The organism is Pseudomonas sp. PB103 (genome assembly GCF_009764635.1).
Classification (GTDB): Bacteria; Pseudomonadota; Gammaproteobacteria; order Pseudomonadales; family Pseudomonadaceae; genus Aquipseudomonas.
This window is the reverse complement of the sequence record NZ_RWIL01000055.1, coordinates 12,494-31,160: the sequence shown is the minus strand read 5'-3', so window position 1 is coordinate 31,160 and position 18,667 is coordinate 12,494. Positions and strand designations below refer to the sequence as shown.

General features: G+C 60.2%; 15 protein-coding genes. 6 read left to right on the top strand and 9 right to left on the bottom strand.

The genetic code is table 11. The features are described from left to right. Positions 1-208: 208 nt before the first annotated feature. Together EJA70_RS11420 and EJA70_RS11415 are read left to right on the top strand one after the other, a co-directional pair. Positions 209-1,864, top strand: coding sequence for an MFS transporter (locus EJA70_RS11420; protein ID WP_158830810.1), 1,656 nt, complete (start codon positions 209-211; stop codon positions 1,862-1,864). Further along, a complete protein-coding gene (locus tag EJA70_RS11415; protein ID WP_158830809.1) occupies positions 1,861-3,003 on the top strand; it encodes an HlyD family secretion protein in 1,143 nt (380 codons plus the stop codon). Before EJA70_RS11420 ends, EJA70_RS11415 begins: the two co-directional genes overlap by 4 nt. 78 nt (positions 3,004-3,081) lie before the next feature. Here EJA70_RS11415 and copD read toward each other — a convergent pair whose 3' ends face one another. Together copD and copC are read right to left on the bottom strand one after the other, a co-directional pair. After that, positions 3,082-3,939 (bottom strand): copper homeostasis membrane protein CopD, encoded by an 858-nt coding sequence (gene copD, locus EJA70_RS11410; RefSeq protein ID WP_158830808.1) that lies wholly within the window; start codon positions 3,937-3,939, stop codon positions 3,082-3,084. 3 nt (positions 3,940-3,942) lie between these two features. Continuing rightward, the gene (gene copC / locus EJA70_RS11405; RefSeq protein WP_158830807.1) at positions 3,943-4,305 is read right to left on the bottom strand and encodes a copper homeostasis periplasmic binding protein CopC; all 363 of its coding nucleotides are present in this window, start codon (positions 4,303-4,305) and stop codon (positions 3,943-3,945) included. Between the two features lie 138 nt (positions 4,306-4,443). On the opposite strand from copC, the gene EJA70_RS11400 reads away from it, so the two are divergent. Next, positions 4,444-5,064, top strand: a complete 621-nt coding sequence (locus tag EJA70_RS11400) for a TetR/AcrR family transcriptional regulator (RefSeq protein WP_008081940.1) — start codon at positions 4,444-4,446, stop codon at positions 5,062-5,064. Between the two features lie 141 nt (positions 5,065-5,205). Here the strand turns inward: EJA70_RS11400 and preA are convergent, their stop codons facing one another. The 3 genes from preA to hydA form a co-directional block, all read right to left on the bottom strand. Beyond that, on the bottom strand, positions 5,206-6,480 hold the full coding sequence (gene preA / locus EJA70_RS11395) for an NAD-dependent dihydropyrimidine dehydrogenase subunit PreA (protein WP_008081943.1): 1,275 nt from the start codon (positions 6,478-6,480) through the stop codon (positions 5,206-5,208). Next, a complete protein-coding gene (locus EJA70_RS11390) occupies positions 6,481-7,848 on the bottom strand; it encodes an NAD(P)-dependent oxidoreductase (protein ID WP_158830806.1) in 1,368 nt (455 codons plus the stop codon). It lies immediately after the preceding gene. A 194-nt stretch (positions 7,849-8,042) separates the two neighbouring features. Continuing rightward, entirely contained in the window at positions 8,043-9,482 is a 1,440-nt protein-coding gene (gene hydA / locus EJA70_RS11385; RefSeq protein WP_158830805.1) for a dihydropyrimidinase, read from the bottom strand. A 635-nt stretch (positions 9,483-10,117) separates the two neighbouring features. Between hydA and EJA70_RS11380 the strand changes: the two genes are divergently transcribed. From EJA70_RS11380 to EJA70_RS11370, 3 genes are all read left to right on the top strand, one after another. After that, positions 10,118-11,602: an NCS1 family nucleobase:cation symporter-1 gene (locus EJA70_RS11380; RefSeq protein WP_158830804.1), complete on the top strand. Its 1,485-nt coding sequence runs from the start codon at positions 10,118-10,120 to the stop codon at positions 11,600-11,602. Between the two features lie 159 nt (positions 11,603-11,761). Continuing rightward, a complete protein-coding gene (locus EJA70_RS11375) occupies positions 11,762-13,045 on the top strand; it encodes a Zn-dependent hydrolase (RefSeq protein ID WP_158830803.1) in 1,284 nt (427 codons plus the stop codon). Positions 13,046-13,150: 105 nt separating this feature from the next. Then, complete coding sequence (locus EJA70_RS11370; RefSeq protein ID WP_158830802.1) at positions 13,151-14,065, top strand: bifunctional oligoribonuclease/PAP phosphatase NrnA; 915 nt, start codon at positions 13,151-13,153, stop codon at positions 14,063-14,065. Positions 14,066-14,163: 98 nt separating this feature from the next. On the opposite strand, the gene EJA70_RS11365 is transcribed toward EJA70_RS11370, so the two are convergent. The 4 genes from EJA70_RS11365 to EJA70_RS11350 form a co-directional block, all read right to left on the bottom strand. Continuing rightward, a complete protein-coding gene (locus EJA70_RS11365) occupies positions 14,164-14,361 on the bottom strand; it encodes a hypothetical protein (RefSeq protein WP_158830801.1) in 198 nt (65 codons plus the stop codon). A 214-nt stretch (positions 14,362-14,575) separates the two neighbouring features. Then, positions 14,576-15,964, bottom strand: a complete 1,389-nt coding sequence (locus EJA70_RS11360; RefSeq protein ID WP_158830800.1) for an amidohydrolase family protein — start codon at positions 15,962-15,964, stop codon at positions 14,576-14,578. Positions 15,965-15,977: 13 nt separating this feature from the next. Further along, entirely contained in the window at positions 15,978-17,345 is a 1,368-nt protein-coding gene (locus EJA70_RS11355; RefSeq protein ID WP_158830799.1) for a nucleobase:cation symporter-2 family protein, read from the bottom strand. Positions 17,346-17,601: 256 nt separating this feature from the next. Then, positions 17,602-18,657 (bottom strand): GTP-binding protein, encoded by a 1,056-nt coding sequence (locus tag EJA70_RS11350; protein ID WP_158830798.1) that lies wholly within the window; start codon positions 18,655-18,657, stop codon positions 17,602-17,604. Between the last annotated feature and the right edge of the window lie 10 nt (positions 18,658-18,667).

Genomic DNA, 18,667 nt, shown 5'->3' with positions numbered 1-18,667 from the left:
CGTTTCCCGGGAATGTCAACCCTCGGTTGTACGATAACCCTGTAGGAGCTGCGGCACGCTGCGATCTTTTGATCTGGCTTTTTTAAAATCAAAAGATCGCAGCCTCGTTTCACTCGACAGCTCCTACAGGGATTTGTGTTGTCCATGGGATGTGTGTTGCCGGTGAAATTGCGGCAAACTTCACTCACCTTCCGCACAAGGCCTTTCAATGGATCAATACGCCCCGCGCCACTGGCAGCCGCACGAGAAGCCCAGTCTGCCCGGTTCCCCCTCGACGCCGTTGCACTCCAACCCCAAGCGCCTGGCCTATGCGCTGGTCGGTGTGCTGGTGGCGGTGACCGGTGGTTTGGGCAACTCGCTGGTGGTCGCCAACCTGCCGTATCTGCAGGGCGCCCTCGGCGCGACCACCGCAGAAATGGCCTGGCTGCCGGCAGCGTACGTGATGACCAACGTGTCGATGAACCTGCTGCTGGTGAAGTTTCGTCAGCAGTTCGGTTTGCGCGCGTTCACCGAAGTGTTCCTGGTGCTGTATGCGCTGGTGACCTTCGGTCACTTGTTCGTCAACGACCTCAATTCCGCCGTGGCGGTACGTGCGGCGCACGGCATGGTCGGTGCTGCCCTCAGCTCTCTGGGCCTGTATTACATGGTCCAGGCGTTCCCGGCGAAGTGGCGAATGAAGGCGCTGGTGCTTGGTCTCGGCACCTCGCAATTGGCCTTGCCGCTGGCGCGACTGTTCTCCGAAGACTTGCTGCAAATCGCCGAATGGCGCGGCTTGTACCTGTTCGAATTGGGCATGGCGCTGCTGTCATTGGGCTGCGTATTGATGCTCAAGTTGCCGCCGGGCGACCGCTTTAAAACCTTCGAAAAACTCGACTTTCTCACCTTCGCCATTCTCGCTAGCGGCGTGGCGTTGTTGTGCGCGGTGTTGTCGTTGGGGCGGATCGATTGGTGGCTGGAGGCCGACTGGATCGGCGTCGCGCTGGCGTCGTCCATCGTGCTGATTCTCGCCGGCCTGGCCATCGAACATAATCGCAGCAACCCGATGCTGATGACCCGTTGGCTTGGCAGCGGGACGATGATCCGTCTGGCGCTGGCGGTGACCCTGATTCGTATGGTCACCTCGGAGCAGTCCACCGGGGCGGTCGGATTCATGCAGAACCTCAACATGGGCTATGAGCAGTTGCACAGCCTGTACGTGGTGATGCTGATCGGCAGCGTCGCGGGGTTGTTGACCAGCGCGCTGACGATCGACCCCAAGCATCTGCTGATGCCGTTGATCATCTCGCTGGGTCTGATGGCCACCGGGGCGGTGATGGACAGTTCTTCCAACAACCTGACCCGCCCGGAAAACCTCTATTTCAGTCAATTTCTGTTGGCCTTCGGCAGCACGTTTTTCCTCGGCCCGACCATGGTCCTCGGCACGCGCAACGTGCTGACCAATCCGCGCAACCTGGTGAGTTTTTCCGTGCTGTTCGGGATCTGCAATAACCTCGGCGGTCTGCTTGGCGCGGCGCTTCTGGGCACCTTCCAGATCGTCCGCGAGAAGTTTCATTCCAGTCACATCGTTGAGCACCTGACGCTGTCTGACCCTTTGGTGGCGGCGCGCGTGCAAAGCGGCGGCTCGGCGTATGGTCCGTTGCTGGCCGACCCGAGCCTGCGCAACCTTGCGGGTATTCGCAGCCTGGCCAACGCCGCCACTCGTGAGGCCAACGTGCTGGCCTATAACGATGTGTTCATGCTGATCGCCGTGATTGCGGTGCTGACCATGATCTGGCTGTCCATTCGCGCGCTGTGGCTGATGAGCACCACCAAAGCCGTCGCCCCTGCGCCATCCACCCCTTCGAGCGGTGCCATTTCTTCATGACCGAACCGACCACCACTACCACCAATGCCATTGCCGCCACGCCTGAAGGTGTGGCGCCGCCGTCATCGCCGAACACCGAGCCGCGCTCGCTGCGGGTGCGGGTCATCTCTTCAATGGGCTTTGCCGCGATTGCCATCGTCGGCGTGTTGATCGTGCTCTATGCCTGGCAATTGCCGCCGTTCAGCAGCGCGGTCGAGACCACCGAAAATGCGTTGATTCGCGGGCAGGTGACGATCATCGGCCCGCAGCTCGCCGGTTATGTTTTCGAAGTGCCGGTACAGGATTTCCAGTACGTGAAGGCCGGCGATTTGCTGGTGCGCCTCGACGACCGTATCTATCAGCAACGCCTCGACCAGTCGCTGGCGCAACTGGCGGTGCAGAAGGCGGCGTTGGCCAACGTCGTGCAGCAACGCAACAGCGCCGAGGCGACGATCAAACTGCGTCAGGCGGTGCAGGCTGACAGCGAAGCGCAGTTGCGCAAAAGCGAGGCAGATCTGCGCCGCAACAAGGAATTGGTCAGCGACGGTTCGGTGTCCAAGCGTGAGATGGACGTGGCACTGGCGGCCAATGCGCAAAGCGTTGCAGCCGTGGCGCAGGCCAAGGCCAATCTGGAAATCGCCCGCCAGGATCTGCAAACGGTAATCGTCAATCGCGGCTCGCTGGAAGCGGCGGTGGCCAGCGCCGAAGCGGCGGTGCAACTGGCGCGGATCGACCTGTCGAACACGCGCATCGTCGCGCCACGTGACGGCCAGCTCGGGCAGATCGGCGTGCGCCTCGGCGCTTACGTCAACTCCGGGGCGCAGTTGATGGCGTTGGTGCCGAACCAGAAATGGGTGATCGCCAACATGAAGGAAACCCAGATGGACAACGTGCGGGTCGGGCAGCCGGTGCGCTTCAGCGTCGATGCGTTGAACCACCGTAAATTCACCGGGCACGTGCAGCATATTTCGCCGGGGACCGGGTCGGAATTTGCTCTGTTGCAGGCGGATAACGCCACGGGCAACTTTGTGAAGATTGCCCAGCGGGTGCCGGTGCGGATCACGATTGATGCGGATCAACAGGAAGAGGAACGCTTGCGGCCGGGGATGTCGGTGGTGGTCAGCATCGACACCGCCGCTGGCAACACCCAACCCCATTAAGATCAAAAGATCGCAGCCTTCGGCAGCTCCTACATGGGTACTCTGTAGGAGCTGCCGAAGGCTGCGATCTTTTGATTTTCAGGTTGTGATCATCGGGGGCAGGGTGCCGAGCAGGGAGACGGCGGCGACGGCGCCAATCCCGAGCAACCACTCCAGCATCACGCTGCGCTTGAGTGCGCCCATCCGCTGTTCGCAATCATCAATCCGCAAGCGGTTGAACAGCGCCAAGCCAAGCATCCCCAGCACGATCAGCGCCTTGATCAACAGAATCAAGGCAAACCCGCTGAACAACGGTGTCGGCCACCACTGCCCGGTCAGCACGCGCACGTTGATCAGCCCGGTGATCAGCAGTCCCGCGACCAACGTATAACCCACGCCACTGAAGCGCCGCAGAACCACCGGCACAGGTTCCGTTGGCTGGCGCAAAATCATCACCAGCAACAACAACCCGCCCAACCACGCGGCCACACAGGTCAGATGAACGATCTGGTTGAGAATCAGCAGTTGCCCGCTCAAACCATCGAGCATCGCCCCATGCCCGACCGGGGCCAGCGTCACCAACAGCAAGCCACTCAAACCCAACCGCAGCGGCATGCTTGAGCGCCACGGCGTAAACAACAACGCCAACAGCGCGGCGTTGATCAGCAGGTGCCAGCGCCATATCTGACCAAAAAACGTATTGCCCAGCACCAACGCAACGGTGTCTGGATCGAACGCGGCAGCAGCAGAACCAGCCATGCTCGCGGTAATCAACAGCGCCCAGGCAATCCCGCTGGCCAGTGCAATCGCGGTCAGCCAGCGCGCCAATCGCGCCAGGTGCCGGTCCACTTGTAGCGCTTCATCCTTGAGCAGCAACGGCCTGAACAGCCAGGCCCCGAACAGCATCAACACCACGATGAAATGCACAAAGCGGCACAGCACCAGCGCGTCACCCATGAATTACTGGCCCACCTTGAACTGGTAGGCGCCTTCGCTTTTGTGCGTGTCGACCGACACCGCGTGCCATTCGACTTTGTACTCGCCCGCCGTCAGCGGTGCGGCGGGGGTGACGATCAGGGTTTTCTTGTCGCCTTCGGTGGTCAGCGCTTTGACAGCGAGCGGCGCGCCATCCTTCGTCACGGTGACTTTGGTGAAACTGGCTTCGACGCCTTCGGAGAAGGTCAGGCGCAAATCGGCTGGAGCAGCGACGGTGCTGTCGGCGGCCGGGGTCTGGCTTTTCAGGTGGGCGTGGGCAAATACCGAAGATGCGGCGAACAGCGAGGCGAGCAGGGCAGTGGTGGTCATGACGTTCTTGAACAGCATCGCGGATACCTCTGGGGCAGGATCGAAAAACGTCAGTTTAGCCATCCCCTCGCGGCGATACGAAGTTTTGTTTGCAGCGGTCGCCCGCGCACCAGAGCGGATGCTAGTCTTGGGCAACGTTGTTGTCAGGGAGCCCACATGGGCAATCACAAGATCGAGATTCGTCGCAGTAACGTCGAAAAAATCCTTTTGGCGGCGGAAAAAGTCTTCGCCGAAAAAGGTTTCGGCAGCACCGCCATGGCTGACATCGCCGCCGAAGTGCAACTGCCGCGTTCCAACCTGCATTACTACTTCTCAACCAAAAGCGAGCTGTACAGCGCGGTGCTGTTCGACCTGCTGGAAGTGTGGAAGCAGGACGCGTTGTGCTTCGAGATGTTCGATGACCCGCGCGTGGTGCTGAGCAGCTACATCCGCGCCAAGATGAACCATTCGCGCAGCCGACCGTATGGCTCGAAAGTCTGGGCCAACGAAATCATCCACGGCGCGCCGACGCTGGGCGAGGCGCTGGATGTCAGCCTGTATGACTGGGCGAAGATGAAGGAGGCGAAGATTCGCCAGTGGGTCGAGGACAAGCGGATTCTGCCGGTGGAACCGTCGAGTTTGCTGTACATGATCTGGGCGTCGACGCAGCATTACGCCGATTTTGATCATCAGGTGAATATCCTCAACGAGCATCAGCCGCTGTCGGACATGCAGTTCGAGCGGGCGGTGCAGACGGTGACGAGCGTGATCCTGCGCGGGATCGGGTTGGAACCCTAAGTCAAAAGATCGCAGCCTGCGGCAGCTCCTACATGATCGTTCCCACGCTCTGCGTGGGAATGCCTCTAGGGACGCTCCGCGTTCCAATGGGACGCCGAGCGTCCCGGGCTGCATTCCCACGCAAAGCGTGGGAACGATCAGTCAAACCGCAACATGGTAGGGATTGCGCGGATCATGATTCCAGTCCAGAAACGGCTTGCCCGTTTCCATCGGCACCATCTCGATACAGTCCGCCACCGGGCAGGTGATCTGGCACAGGTTGCAGCCCACACACTCGTCATCGATCACTTCATATTTATGCGTGCCGTCCGCCTGCTTCAAACTGCCGATCGCCTGATGTGAAGTGTCCTCGCAAGCAATGTGGCAGCGCCCGCAACCGATGCACGCCGCCTGGTCAATCTTCGCGATCACCTGATAGTTGATGTCGAGGTACTTCCAGTCCGTGGTATTGCCCACCGCACGCCCGGAAAACTCACTGATGCTGGCGTAACCCTGACTGTCCATCCACCGCGACAGGCCATCCTTCATCTCCTCGACAATCCTGAAACCATGCAGCATCGCCGCCGTGCACACCTGCACGGCGCCGCTGCCCAACGCCATGAATTCCGCCGCGTCGCGCCAACTGCCGATGCCGCCAATGCCGCAGATCGGCAAGCCCTGGGTCTGCGGATCGCGGGCAATCTCGGCGACCATGTTCAGCGCAATCGGCTTCACCGCCGAGCCGCAATAACCGCCATGCGTGCTTTTGCTGCCGACGGTGGGCAGGGCGACCATGTGCTCCAGATCGACACTGGTGATCGAGTTGATCGTATTGATCAGCGACACCGCATCGGCGCCACCGCGATGGGCGGCGCGGGCGGCAACGCGGATGTCGGTGATGTTCGGCGTCAGTTTGACGATCACCGGCAGCGAGCAATAAGTCTTGCACCAGCGCGTCACCTGCTCGACGTACTCCGGCACCTGACCGACCGCCGCGCCCATGCCGCGCTCGGGCATGCCGTGCGGGCAACCGAAATTCAGTTCGATGCCGTCAGCGCCGGTCGCTTCGACCAGCGGCAGAATGTGTTTCCACGACTCTTCCACGCACGGCACCATCAGCGAGACGATGATTGCGCGATCCGGCCAGTCCTTCTTCACCTGAGTGATTTCGCGCAGGTTGATTTCCAGCGAGCGGTCGGTGATCAGCTCGATGTTGTTGATGCCCAGCACTTCACGGTTGTTGCCGTAGTGCGCCGAGTAACGCGACGAAACGTTGACCGCCGCCGGGTCTTCACCGAGGGTTTTCCAGACCACGCCGCCCCAGCCCGCTTCGAAAGCGCGGACGACGTTGTAGGCTTTGTCGGTGGGCGGCGCGGAGGCCAGCCAGAACGGATTCGGGGCTTTGATGCCGGCGAAGACAATCGAGAGATCGGCCATTTACGCAGCCTCCACGTTGAGCATCAGTTGCGCGTTGATCGCCTCGGCGGCGAGTTTGCCGTGCTGCACAGCTTGCACGGTGAGGTCTTGGTCGAGGCTGGTGCAGTCACCGCCGGCATACACACCGGGGATGCTGGTGCGCAGATTTTCGTCGACTTGAATGCGTTCGCCCTGACGCTTGAGCTCACGGGCCAACGGGTCGGCGAGGGCGCTGCTGTCGAAGGATTGGCCGATGGCTTTGAAGATCGCGTCGGCGGCCAGTTCGAAGGTTTCGCCGGTGGTTTGCAGGCGCCCGTCGACCAGATCGGTGCGGGCGAAACGCATGCCGCGCACGTGGCCCTGATGGTCGAGCAGCACTTCTTCCGGTTGCGCCCACGTCAACAGGCGTACCTGATTGGCTTTGGCGATGTCTTGTTCGTGGCCAGTGGCGCCCATGTCCGCCGCGCCTCGGCGATACACCAGATTGACATCGCGAGCACCGAGACGGGCCATTTGCACGGCCATGTCGATCGCCGTGTTGCCGGCGCCGAGGACGATGCAGCGTTCGGCCAGTGGCAGTTGCGTGAGGTCATCGGCCTGACGCAGTTCACGGATGTAATCGGTGGCGGCGAGCAGGCCCGGTGCATCTTCGTGGGCCAGGCCGAGCTGCTTGCTGGCATTCAGGCCGAGGCCAAGAAACACCGCGTCGAACTGCTGATGCAGTTCGCTGAGGGTCAGGTTCTCGCCAAGCTTTTGCCCGTGGCGAATTTCGATGCCGCCGATTTGCAGGAGGAAATCCAGTTCCTTCTGCGCGTAATCGTCGACCAGTTTGTACTTGGCGATCCCGTATTCATTGAGACCGCCGGCCTTCTCCCGCGCTTCGAAAATCACCACATCATGCCCGTGCATGGCGCTGCGGTGCGCACAGGACAAACCGGCAGGACCGGCACCGACCACGGCAATGCGTTTACCGCTGGCGGCGGCACGCTGGAACGGGTGCTCGCTGAAGTTCGCGTTGTCGACGGCGTAGCGTTGCAGCAGACCGATCAGCACCGGTGCACATTCGTGGGCGTTATTGCGCACGCAGGCTTGCTGGCAAAGAATTTCAGTCGGACACACCCGCGCGCAACTGCCGCCGAGGATGTTTGCCGAAAGGATTTTCTGCGCGGCACCGGGCACGTTGTCCTGATGGATATTGCGGATGAACGAAGGGATGTCGATCTCGCTCGGGCACGCATTCACGCACGGCGCGTCGTAGCAATACAGGCAGCGCGAGGCTTCCAGATGCGCCTGACGGTCATTGAGCGGCGGCGCCAGATCAGTGAAATGGCCGGCGAGGGCGGCCGCACTTTCGTGCGGGTGGGGGAGATGGTTCAGGGTCTCGATCACGGTTTTTTGCCTCACAGTAACTGCCTCTATCGGGCATTGGCCAAATCCCCTGTGTAGGAGCTGCCGAAGGCTGCGATCTGTTGATCTTGATCTAAAAAACAAGATCAAAAGATCGCAGCCTTCGGCAGCTCCTACAGGGGGAATGCATTGCAAATGTGGGAGCTGGCTTGCCAGCGATAGGCCGAAGGCCGCTATCAGCGTTTCACAGCAACAGGCTTATGTTGCTCAGCCCGCTTGCTCAGCAAATCAAACACCGCCGGGTACGCCGGCCGTTCGATATACCGTCCGGCGCCACGCTCGGCGCGCAGGTCGCCATCGGCCCAGACCAAACGGCCCTGGCTGACGGTATGGCTCGGCACGCCGCGCACGGTCTTGCCTTCGAAGATGTTGAAGTCCACCTGCTGATGGTGGGTCTTGGCGGAAATGGTGCGCGTGCCTTGCGGATCCCACAGCACCAGGTCGGCATCGGCGCCGACGCGAATCGCACCTTTGCGCGGATAAAGATTGAAGATCTTCGCCGTGTTGGTGGAGGTGAGGGCGACGAAATCCTGCATCGATAAACGACCGGAATTAACCCCCTCATCCCACAGCACCGCCATGCGGTCTTCAATGCCAGCGGTGCCGTTGGGAATCTTGCTGAAGTCATCGCGCCCGGCGGCTTTCTGCTCGGCGCAGAAACAGCAGTGGTCAGTGGCGGTGGTGTGCAGATTGCCGTTCTGCAGACCGTGCCACAGCGCCTCTTGATGACCGAGAGGGCGAAACGGCGGGCTCATCACGTAACCGGCGGCGGTCTGCCAGTCCGGATGCTGATAGACGCTGTCGTCGAGCAACAGATGCCCGGCGAGTACTTCGCCGTAAACTGGTTGGCCCTTGCTGCGCGCATAGGTGATTTCGTCGAGGGCTTCCTTGGTCGAGACGTGTACCAGATACAACGGCGTGCCGATGGTCTCGGCAATACGAATCGCTCGGCTCGCCGCTTCACCTTCAACCTGCGAAGGCCGCGACAGCGGATGCGCTTCCGGCCCGGTGATACCTTGCGCCATCAACTTGCGTTGCAGGTGATAAACCAGCTCGCCGTTTTCCGCATGCACGGTCGGCACTGCGCCCAGCTCCAGACACCGCTCGAAACTCGCTACCAACGTGTCGTCGGCGGCCATGATCGCGTTCTTGTAGGCCATGAAATGCTTGAAGCTGTTGATGCCGTGTTGGCTGACCAGCTCGGCCATTTCCTCACGCACCTGCTCGCTCCACCAGGTGATAGCGACGTGGAAGCCATAATCCGACGCCGATTTCTCGGCCCAGCCGCGCCACTGATGAAACGCTTCCATCAACGACTGTTGCGGATTGGGGATGACGAAATCGATGATCGACGTGGTGCCGCCGGCCAGACCGGCCGCCGTGCCGCTGTAGAAGTCCTCGCTGGCCACGGTGCCCATGAATGGGAGTTGCATGTGGGTGTGCGGATCGATGCCGCCGGGCATCAGGTATTGGCCGCTGCCGTCGAGCACTTCGGCACCGGCGGGAATATCCAGGTTTTCACCGATGGCTTTGATCACGCCGTCGGCGCAATAGACGTCGGCGCGATAACTTTCATCATGGGTAACAACGGTGGCGCCACGGATCAACAGAGACATTGCAGCTTCCTCGCAGGCATGACCGGCTTATACCGGTTCTATATGTTTTATAAGACGTCGATGCTGGAAGATATATTCCTGCCAACGCTGTCAGGAATAAAAACTAGCTGGTGTTAATCGAATGAGCAAGATTATTTTTTATAAGCTTATAACGCACATAAAGTATTGAAATATAAGGTTTAAATATTTAAATCACCAAAATGGTGAGGGCTTTCACCATTTTGACGCACTTGACAGGAACCAGATTTGAGCGAGATTTGTCATGGTAAATCAGTTGCTTGAACGCTAAAGAGTCGCGGCCCAGACGCCTGGCTGGAAATAACCGTGCACCACTTTGAACCTGGTTGTTCGAGTAACTTGTCGTGGTCTTTTGCCTGAGGGATGTAACAAGTAAGCAACATGATCCAATAATTTGAATAAAAGCGTTTAAACATCAAACAGTTGAAAGCGCTATACGGACAGGTCGGGAAACTCGGCGCAACAGTCGGCACGTTTATTGAGTGCTGGCGCTGACAAGCCAGGCCGGTGCGTGAAGTGCGTGTTCACATGCAAGTACTCCGGCCATCGCCCGGTGTGCGGCGCGTCCGCCCACCAGCCCGATGAGCAAAAATAATCAAAAAAACCGTGGAGCAGCCATGCAACAGAACAGATCGCAAGTGACCGAGCGCGACGGCTTGTTCGAACTCGAAGCCGGTAGCGACGTCCTCGACAGCCCCCGTTACAACCACGACATGGCACCGACCAAGGTGCGCGAACGAACCTGGAACAAATGGCACATCACCGCGCTGTGGGTCGGCATGTCGATCTGCGTGCCGACCTACACCCTCGGCGGTGTCCTCACCGCCTATTTCGGCCTGACCGTCGGCGAGGCGTTGCTGGCGATTCTGTTTGCCAACCTCATCGTGCTGATTCCGCTCACGCTGAACGCCTTTCCCGGGACCAAGTACGGCATTCCTTTTCCGGTGCTGCTGCGTTCATCGTTCGGCATTCTCGGCTCCAACGTGCCGTGCCTGATTCGCGCACTGGTCGCGTGTGGCTGGTTCGGCATTCAGACGATGTTTGGCGGGTTGGCGATCCACCTGTTTCTCGGCTCGATTTTCGATGGCTGGAAATCCCTCGGCGGCACCGGCGAGGTGATCGGTTTCATGATCTTCTGGGCACTGAACCTGTGGGTGGTGATTCGCGGCGCCGAGTCGATCAAGTGGCTGGAAACCTTGTCCGCGCCGTTGCTGGTAGCGGTCGGCATCGGCTTGCTGGTGTGGGCGATGCCCAATGTGTCGATGACCGAACTGCTGGCGATCCCGCCAAAACGTCCGGAAGGCGCCAGTGTGGTGAGTTACTTCGCCGCCGGGCTGACGGCGATGGTGGGTTTCTGGGCGACGTTGTCGCTGAACATTCCGGACTTCAGTCGTTACGCCAAGAGCCAGAAAGATCAGATCCTCGGGCAGATTTTCGGCCTGCCGCTGACGATGTTTCTGTTCGCCTCGCTGGGCGTAATCATGACTGCGGCGTCGGTGAAACTGGTCGGCGTGACGGTGTCTGATCCGGTCAGCCTGATCGGTCATATCCAGAGCCCGGTGTGGGTCGCGGTGGCGATGGCGTTGATCATCATCGCCACGTTGTCGACCAACACCGCCGCGAACATTGTCTCGCCGACCAACGACTTCCAGAACATCGCGCCGAAGGTGATCAACCGCACCAAAGCGGTGTTGCTGACCGGGTTGGTCGGGTTGTTGCTGATGGGCCATGAGTTGCTGAAAAAGCTTGGTTTGATTGTCTCCGATGTCAGCCTGGAGACCGTGTATTCCAACTGGCTGCTGGGTTATTCGAGCCTGCTCGGGCCGATTGCCGGGATCATGGTGGTGGACTACTTCCTGATCAAGAAACAGCAACTGGACCTGGCCGGGCTGTACCGCGATGACGTCTATCCGGCATGGAACTGGGCCGGGTTTCTCGCATTTGGTGTGCCGGTGGTGCTGACCTTGTTGTCGCTGGGCAGCGATGCGTTCAGCTGGTTTTACAGTTACGGCTGGTTCACCGGTTCGGCGCTGGGCGGGATTATTTATTACGGGTTGTGCGTGATGCGCGCGCAGCCTTCGGTCGTGAAATCAGCGGTGTAAGTGAGGCCCTCATCGCTGGCAAGCCAGCTCCCACAAGGATCGAGTCGTACACAAATACTGTGTTCAACCAAAAAACCTGTGGGAGCTGGCTTGCCAGCGATGGCGGCCTCAAAAACACCCGAGCAATATCCATAAGAAAAGCAGCCTGAGGAGATCCCCATGAACGCAGCTGTAGACGTTCTGCAATCGAGCCATCAGCACATCAACCGCGATCGCCTCTGGGCTTCGCTCATGGAACTGGCCAAACTCGGCGCCACGGTCAAGGGCGGGGTCTGTCGCCTGGCCCTGACCGACCTCGACCGCCAGGCCCGCGATCTGTTCGTGCAATGGTGCAAGGACGCCGGATGCAGCGTCACGGTCGATGCCGTCGGCAACATCTTCGCCCGTCGCCCCGGGCGCAATCCCGACCTGCCGCCAGTGATGACCGGCAGCCACATTGACACGCAACCCACCGGCGGCAAGTTTGATGGCTGCTTCGGTGTACTCGCCGGTGTCGAAGTGCTGCGTACCCTCAACGACCTCAAGGTGGAAACCGAAGCGCCACTGGAAGTGGTGGTCTGGACCAACGAAGAGGGCTCGCGCTTCGCCCCGTGCATGATGGGCTCGGGCGTATTTGCCGAGAAATTCACCCTCGAAGAAACCCTGGCCAAGGTCGATGCCGAGGGTGTCACGGTTGGCGAAGCGTTGAATGCCATCGGCTACGCCGGCTCGCGCAAAGTCAGTGGCCATAAGGTCGGCGCCTATTTCGAGGCGCACATCGAGCAAGGTCCGATCCTCGAAGATGAACAGAAAACCATTGGCGTAGTGCTTGGCGCGCTGGGGCAGAAATGGTTCGACCTCAAACTGCGCGGCGTCGAGGCGCACGCCGGCCCAACACCGATGCACCTGCGTAAAGATGCACTGGTCGGCGCCTCGGTAATCGTTGGTGCCGTCAATCGCGCAGCCCTCGGCCATCAACCGCACGCCTGTGGCACCGTCGGTTGCCTGCAAGCCTATCCCGGCTCGCGCAATGTCATCCCCGGTGAAGTGCGCATGACCCTGGATTTCCGGCATCTGGAACCGGCGCGGCTGAATTCGATGATTGCTGAGGTGAAGCAAGTCATCGAAGCGACCTGTGAGGAACATGGACTGACTTATGAACTGACCCCGACTGCTGACTTCCCGCCGCTGTATTTCGAAAAAGGCTGCGTGGAAGCGGTGCGCGGTGCGGCGAAAGGGTTGGGGTTGTCGCACATGGACATTGTCAGTGGCGCTGGCCACGATGCGATCTTCCTGGCCGAGCTGGGGCCTGCGGGGATGATCTTCGTGCCGTGCGAAGGTGGGATCAGCCATAACGAAATCGAAAACGCGGCGCCGGATGATCTGGCGGCGGGGTGTGCGGTGTTGTTGCGGGCGATGTTGGCGGCGTCGGCGGCGGTGGCTGGGGGGCAACGCGCGGCCTGAAGATCAAAAGATCGCAGCCTTCGGCAGCTCCTACATGGGTTTTTCGGCGGCTGCGATCTTTTCCTGTCACCTCAATGTCATGGAAATGTGCGACGTTGCCGGCCCATGAAAATCATCACCTCCGGCGCGTCCTATCTGGACATCGACGCCTACGCCTGCTGCATCGCCTACGCAGAACTGCTCAACCTGCAAGGCATCTCCGCCCGCGCTGTCAGCAGCGCAACAGCCAACGCCAGTGTCTCGAAAACCGTGCTCGATTGGGGCTGCGCTTTTCAAACGCATGAACCATCGCCGACCGATGAATTCATCTTGGTCGACGTCTCCGACCATCACCATTTCGACCCAATGGTGGTGCTCGACAGGGTGGTGGAGGTCATTGACCATCATCCGGGTTACGAAGATTACTGGGCAGACAAACTTGGATCGGCCGCCGACATTCGCCCGATCGGCGCTGCGGCAACTCAGGTCTTTCAGCGTTGGCAGACCTCAGACTTGCTAGCAAAAATCAGCGAACAAAGCGCCGCACTGTTGGCCACCGCGATTCTCGACAACACCCTGAATTTCACCAGCCAGATGACCACGCCAGCGGACATCGACGCATACACCGACCTCGCGTTTCGGGCGAAACTCGCAACGAACTGGCCCGAGTACTACTTCCTCGAATGCCAGGCCGACATCGAATCAGACCTCGCCAATGCCTTGGTAGCCGACTTGAAACGGATGAAACCCGAAAGCAACCTGCCGCAGATTTTCGCGCAGATGACCGTGTGGGATGCGGATGCGTTGCTGCAGAAATACCGGCCGACGATCAGCCAATGGATGGCGGAGCAGGGCGAAGACTGGCTGCTGAATGTGATCAGCATCCGCGACGGAAAAAGCAGCTTTCTTGCAGAACCCCTTTCGAGCCAACGCAAACTCAATCATCTGCTGAAACTGGACTGGCACGCAGGAATGGCAGTCACCGTACCCTCGATCCTGCGCAAGGAATTGCTGAGGTCAGGCCTGAACAGAAACCTGTAGGAGCTGAGCTTGCTCGCGAAGGCGTCGTGTCAGGCAAATCACATCTAGCTAACACGACGCCTTCGCGAGCAAGCTCAGCTCCTGCAAGGGTTGTGTGATTAATCCGGGGGAGTGGTTTTTGCACGGCGCTCATTGCCCTTCGGATTGCCGATATCCAGCAACCGTCTTTCCACCAGGACATTCTCCAGCGCCTGACGTTCGAACGGCGCCATTTGGTGTTCGCGCTTTTTCAGCTCCAGCAAAATGGGGCTGGACCAGGTGCGGTAGGTCTGTTCGATGTTGCGACGCGACGTCATCAGTCTCTCCTTGATCAAGAGCCCGGTCTCGCTGGCAGGGGCTCAATCCGATGAGGGATTAACCTTAGCCGACAAACCTGGAAGTCGCGAATGCACCTATCCCCCTTGTAGGAGCTGCCGAAGGCTGCGATCTTTTGATCTTGCTTTTAAAAAACAACATCAAAAGATCGTCCAATCGCGGCCCGAGCCTTCGGCAGCTCCTACAAGGGGCGGGTTAGTCGTCGATGTTCATGAGTTGCTGGACGCCTTGCCAGGCTTCGGCGCGCATGCGTTCGATGTCCAGGCCCGGGATCACGCCGTTGTCGACGACGATCCGGCCGCCGACCAAGCTGTATTTCACGGTGATCGGTTCGCCCGCGACCACCGGCGCGACGGCGCTGTCGTGGAAGCCATAGAACCGAGGATGATCGAGGCTGTAGACGACCAGATCCGCCGCTTGCCCGATTTCCAGCGTGCCGACCGCGCCAAGCCCCAACACCTGCGCGCCACCCGCCGTGCCCCAGTGAATGACGTCTTCAGCGGTGGTCGCCGAGGCGCCTTGTTCGGCACGGTGGATCAGCCATGCGGTGTTGGCTTCGCCGACCATGCTCCCGGATTCATTCGACGCGACGCCATCAACGCCAAGGGAAATCGGCACACCCGCCTCATACATCTGCGGCACCGGGGCAACCCCGCTGCCCAGTCGCGCGTTGCTCACCGGGCAGTGGGAGATGCCGGTGCCGGTCTGCGCGAGCATGCGGATTTCACCCGGTTGCAGGTGCACGGCGTGGGCGAACCAGACGTCGGGGCCGAGCCATTCGTGTTCGGCGACGAATTCCACCGGCAGGCAGTTGTATTTTTCGCGGCAGAAATTCACGTAGTTCTGCGTTTCCGACAAATGTGTGTGCAGGCGCAAACCGAGGCCGCGTGCGGTGTGGGCGAGTTCGCGCAGCAGCGTTGGCGGTAGCGAGAACGTTGGCGTGGTTGGCGCGACAACCACGCGGCGCATCGCGTCTGGAGTGTCCTGGTGATACAGCGATTTCAGCCGTTCGATGTCGCCGACCATTTGCTCAAGGCTCTCCGGTTGCAGCGCGGTTTTCGAGAAGCCCGGGTGTGCGCTCGCCGATTCCAGCGCGCCGCCACGGCACAACACAAAACGCAGGCCAAATTCATCGGCCATGTCGAACAGCAAGTCGCCGGTCTCAGTGCTGCCGTGGGCGTGGTAGAGGTAGTGGTGATCGGCGCAGGTGGTGACGCCGGACAGCAGCAACTCGACCATGCCCAACCGTGCGGCGATCCGCGCCAGTTGCGGGGTAAAGCGGTTGAGGCGCGGGTAGGGCACGCTCGCCAGCCAGCCTTGCAGATCCTGATTCAGGCCTTCGGGTACGGCTTTGAGCAGGTTCTGGAACAGGTGATGGTGGGTGTTGATCCAGCCCGGATAGACCACGCAGTTGCGTGCGTCGATCAGCCGTTCGCCGGGTTGTGGTTCAAGGTTCGCGGCCATTTCGGCGATGCGACCGTTGACCACGCGGATGTCCACGGCACCGGCCCGCGCGCGAGTGCCGCGCAGGCCGGTCATCACCGCGACGGGGTTTTTGATCAGGATGTTCTGAAGTTGAGTCATGGGCAGCTCCAAACTAAAGGATGTGCGAGGCGGATTTGCTGGCGGTGGTTTCCGCCACGCTGACGCCATTCAGCGCGGCGTTGAGCAGCACCGACACCAGGCAAGCGATAACCACGCTGCTGTGCAGGAACGGCTGCGACCACTCGGGGAGTTGTTTGAACAAGGTTGGCGCGAGCACCGGCACCAGCGCGGCGGCGATGGTGAAACCGACGATCAAGACGTTGTAGCGGTTGCGCTCGTAATCGACTTTGGCGAGGGTCTGAATGCCCGCCGCCGCGACCACGCCGAACATCGCAATGCCAGCGCCACCGAGGGCGGCGGTCGGCATCGAAGCGATGATCGCGCCGGCCTTTGGCACCAAGGCAATCGAGCACATCAGCAAACCGCTGACCGCGACCACCCAACGGCTGCGCACGCCGGTGAGGATCACCAGGCCGACGTTTTCCATGAAGGCGATAAACGGGAACGCGGCGAACATCCCGGCGATGGTGCTGGCCAAACCATTGGCGCGCAGACCGTTGATGACCTGTTTGTCCTCGACCGGTTTTTCGACGATGTCGCCGATGGCCACGAACAGCCCCATCGACTCGACCATCTGCACGATCATCACCACCACCATGGTCGCGATGGGGATCAGGCTGAAGGTTGGCAGGCCGAAATAGAACGGGTAGGGCACGGTCAGCCACGGCGCTTCTTCGACGGTATGAAAACTGCCCATGCCCAGGCCGTAGGCCAGACCGGCGCCGATCAGCATGCCGATCAACACCGCCATGTTGCGCAGCATCGGGCTGCCATAGCGGTTGACCAACAGGATCGTCAGCAACACCACCACCGCCACGCCAAGGAATGCCGGCGCGCCGAAGTTGCTCGCATTGCGTCCGCCGCCAACCCATTCGTAGGCAATCGGGAACAGCTGCAAACCGATCACGGTGACGATGCAACCGGTGACCACGGGCGGAAAAAACCGCCGTAATCGACCGACGAAGGGCGCCATCAGCATGGTGAAAATCCCCGCGCCGATCACCGCCCCGCAGACCCCGGCGAACCCCACCTCCGGGTTGCTGCCGATGGCGATTACCGGGCCGACGCTGCTGAACGCCACGCCTTGCAGAATCGGCAGGCGCACGCCGAATTTCCAGAAGCCGACGGTTTGCAGGAGGGTGGCGATGCCGGAACAGAACAGCGTGGTGCTGATCAGCACCACCGTGTCGGCGTGAGACATTTTCAGTGCGCTGGCGACAATCAACGGCACGGCGATGGCGCCGATGTACGAGACGGCCATGTGTTGCAGGCCGAGGGTGAGCATCTGTCGTACCGGCAGAATGCGGTCGACGGGATGCACGGTGGACGCGCTTTTTGATGGGGATGTGGCTGACGACATGGGGAAACACCTCTGGCTGTTTTTATGCGGTAGAGAGGGGTATTCGTCTGATGCCGATCAGCTCAAGAACACAGTGGAACCCTGTGGGAGCTGGCTTGCCAGCGATGGCGATTTAGCAGTCACCATTTTTATAAACTGACAGTCCGCTATCGCTGGCAAGCCAGCTCCCACAAGTTTTGTGTTGTGCAAAAAACTGGCATCAGTCATTCGTACACATGTGCCCGAAGCCGCCATCCACCGGCTCCGATGCCTTGTTTCAGCCTGCCAGGCAGGCGGCGAAGCCCTGATTCAGGGCCGCGCGGTCCAGGTCGCGGCCGATGAACACGATTTTGCTCGAGCGCGGCTCCGTGCCCCACGCGGTTGAGGCGCGAAATTCCACCAGGCTGTGCACGCCTTGCAGCACGTAGCGCTGGTCTTCATTGGCCACGGCGAGCACGCCTTTCATGCGGTACAGGTTGTCGGCCTGGGAGGAGCGCAGCTCGCTGATCCAGCGATGAAACGCCATCAGGTTGACTGCGCCGTCCACGGCGATGCCCACCGATGACACGCTTGGGTCGTGTTGGTGATCCTGCTCTTCAATAGAGTGCTCAGCGTGATGGTCGTGATCATGGTGATCGTGCTGATCAGCACCGATTTCCATGAGCTTCTGCGTGCATTCAAACGCGCCGATACCGAGGATTTTCGTCAGGTCGATTTGCGCGTGGGTCGAGGTCACCAGATCTGCTGTGGCATTCAAACCGCGGATCTTGCCGCGCAGGGTTTCAACCTCTTCAGCGCTGACCAGATCGACCTTGTTGATGACAATCCGATCGGCGCAAACAATCTGATCCACTGCCTGATTGTCGACGCCATCGAGTTGCAGATCCTCCAGATGCTGGGCGATGTGTTTGGCATCGACCATGGTCACGATGGCGTCGAGTTCGACTTCATCGGCAATTGGATCGTTGATGAAAAAGCTCTGCGCCACCGGGTATGGGTCGGCCAGGCCGCTGGTCTCGATAAGGATGTGGTCAAGCCGCACCGGCCGCGCGACCAGTTCGCGGACGATGCGCACCAAGTCCTCGCGAACCTCGGCGGTGCAGCACACGCAGCCGTTGACCATCTCGTAGATTTCTTCGGTTTCCGAGCTGAGCACCAGATCGCCGTCGATGCCGACCTCGCCGAATTCGTTTTCGATCACGGCGATTTTGCGGCCGTGGTTTTCCTTGAGGATGTAGTTGAGCAGGGTGGTTTTACCGGCACCGAGGAAACCGGTGAGGATGGTCACGGGGATTTTGGTATTGCGGGTTGGGGCGGTGAATGGGGTGTTCATGGTGAGGCTC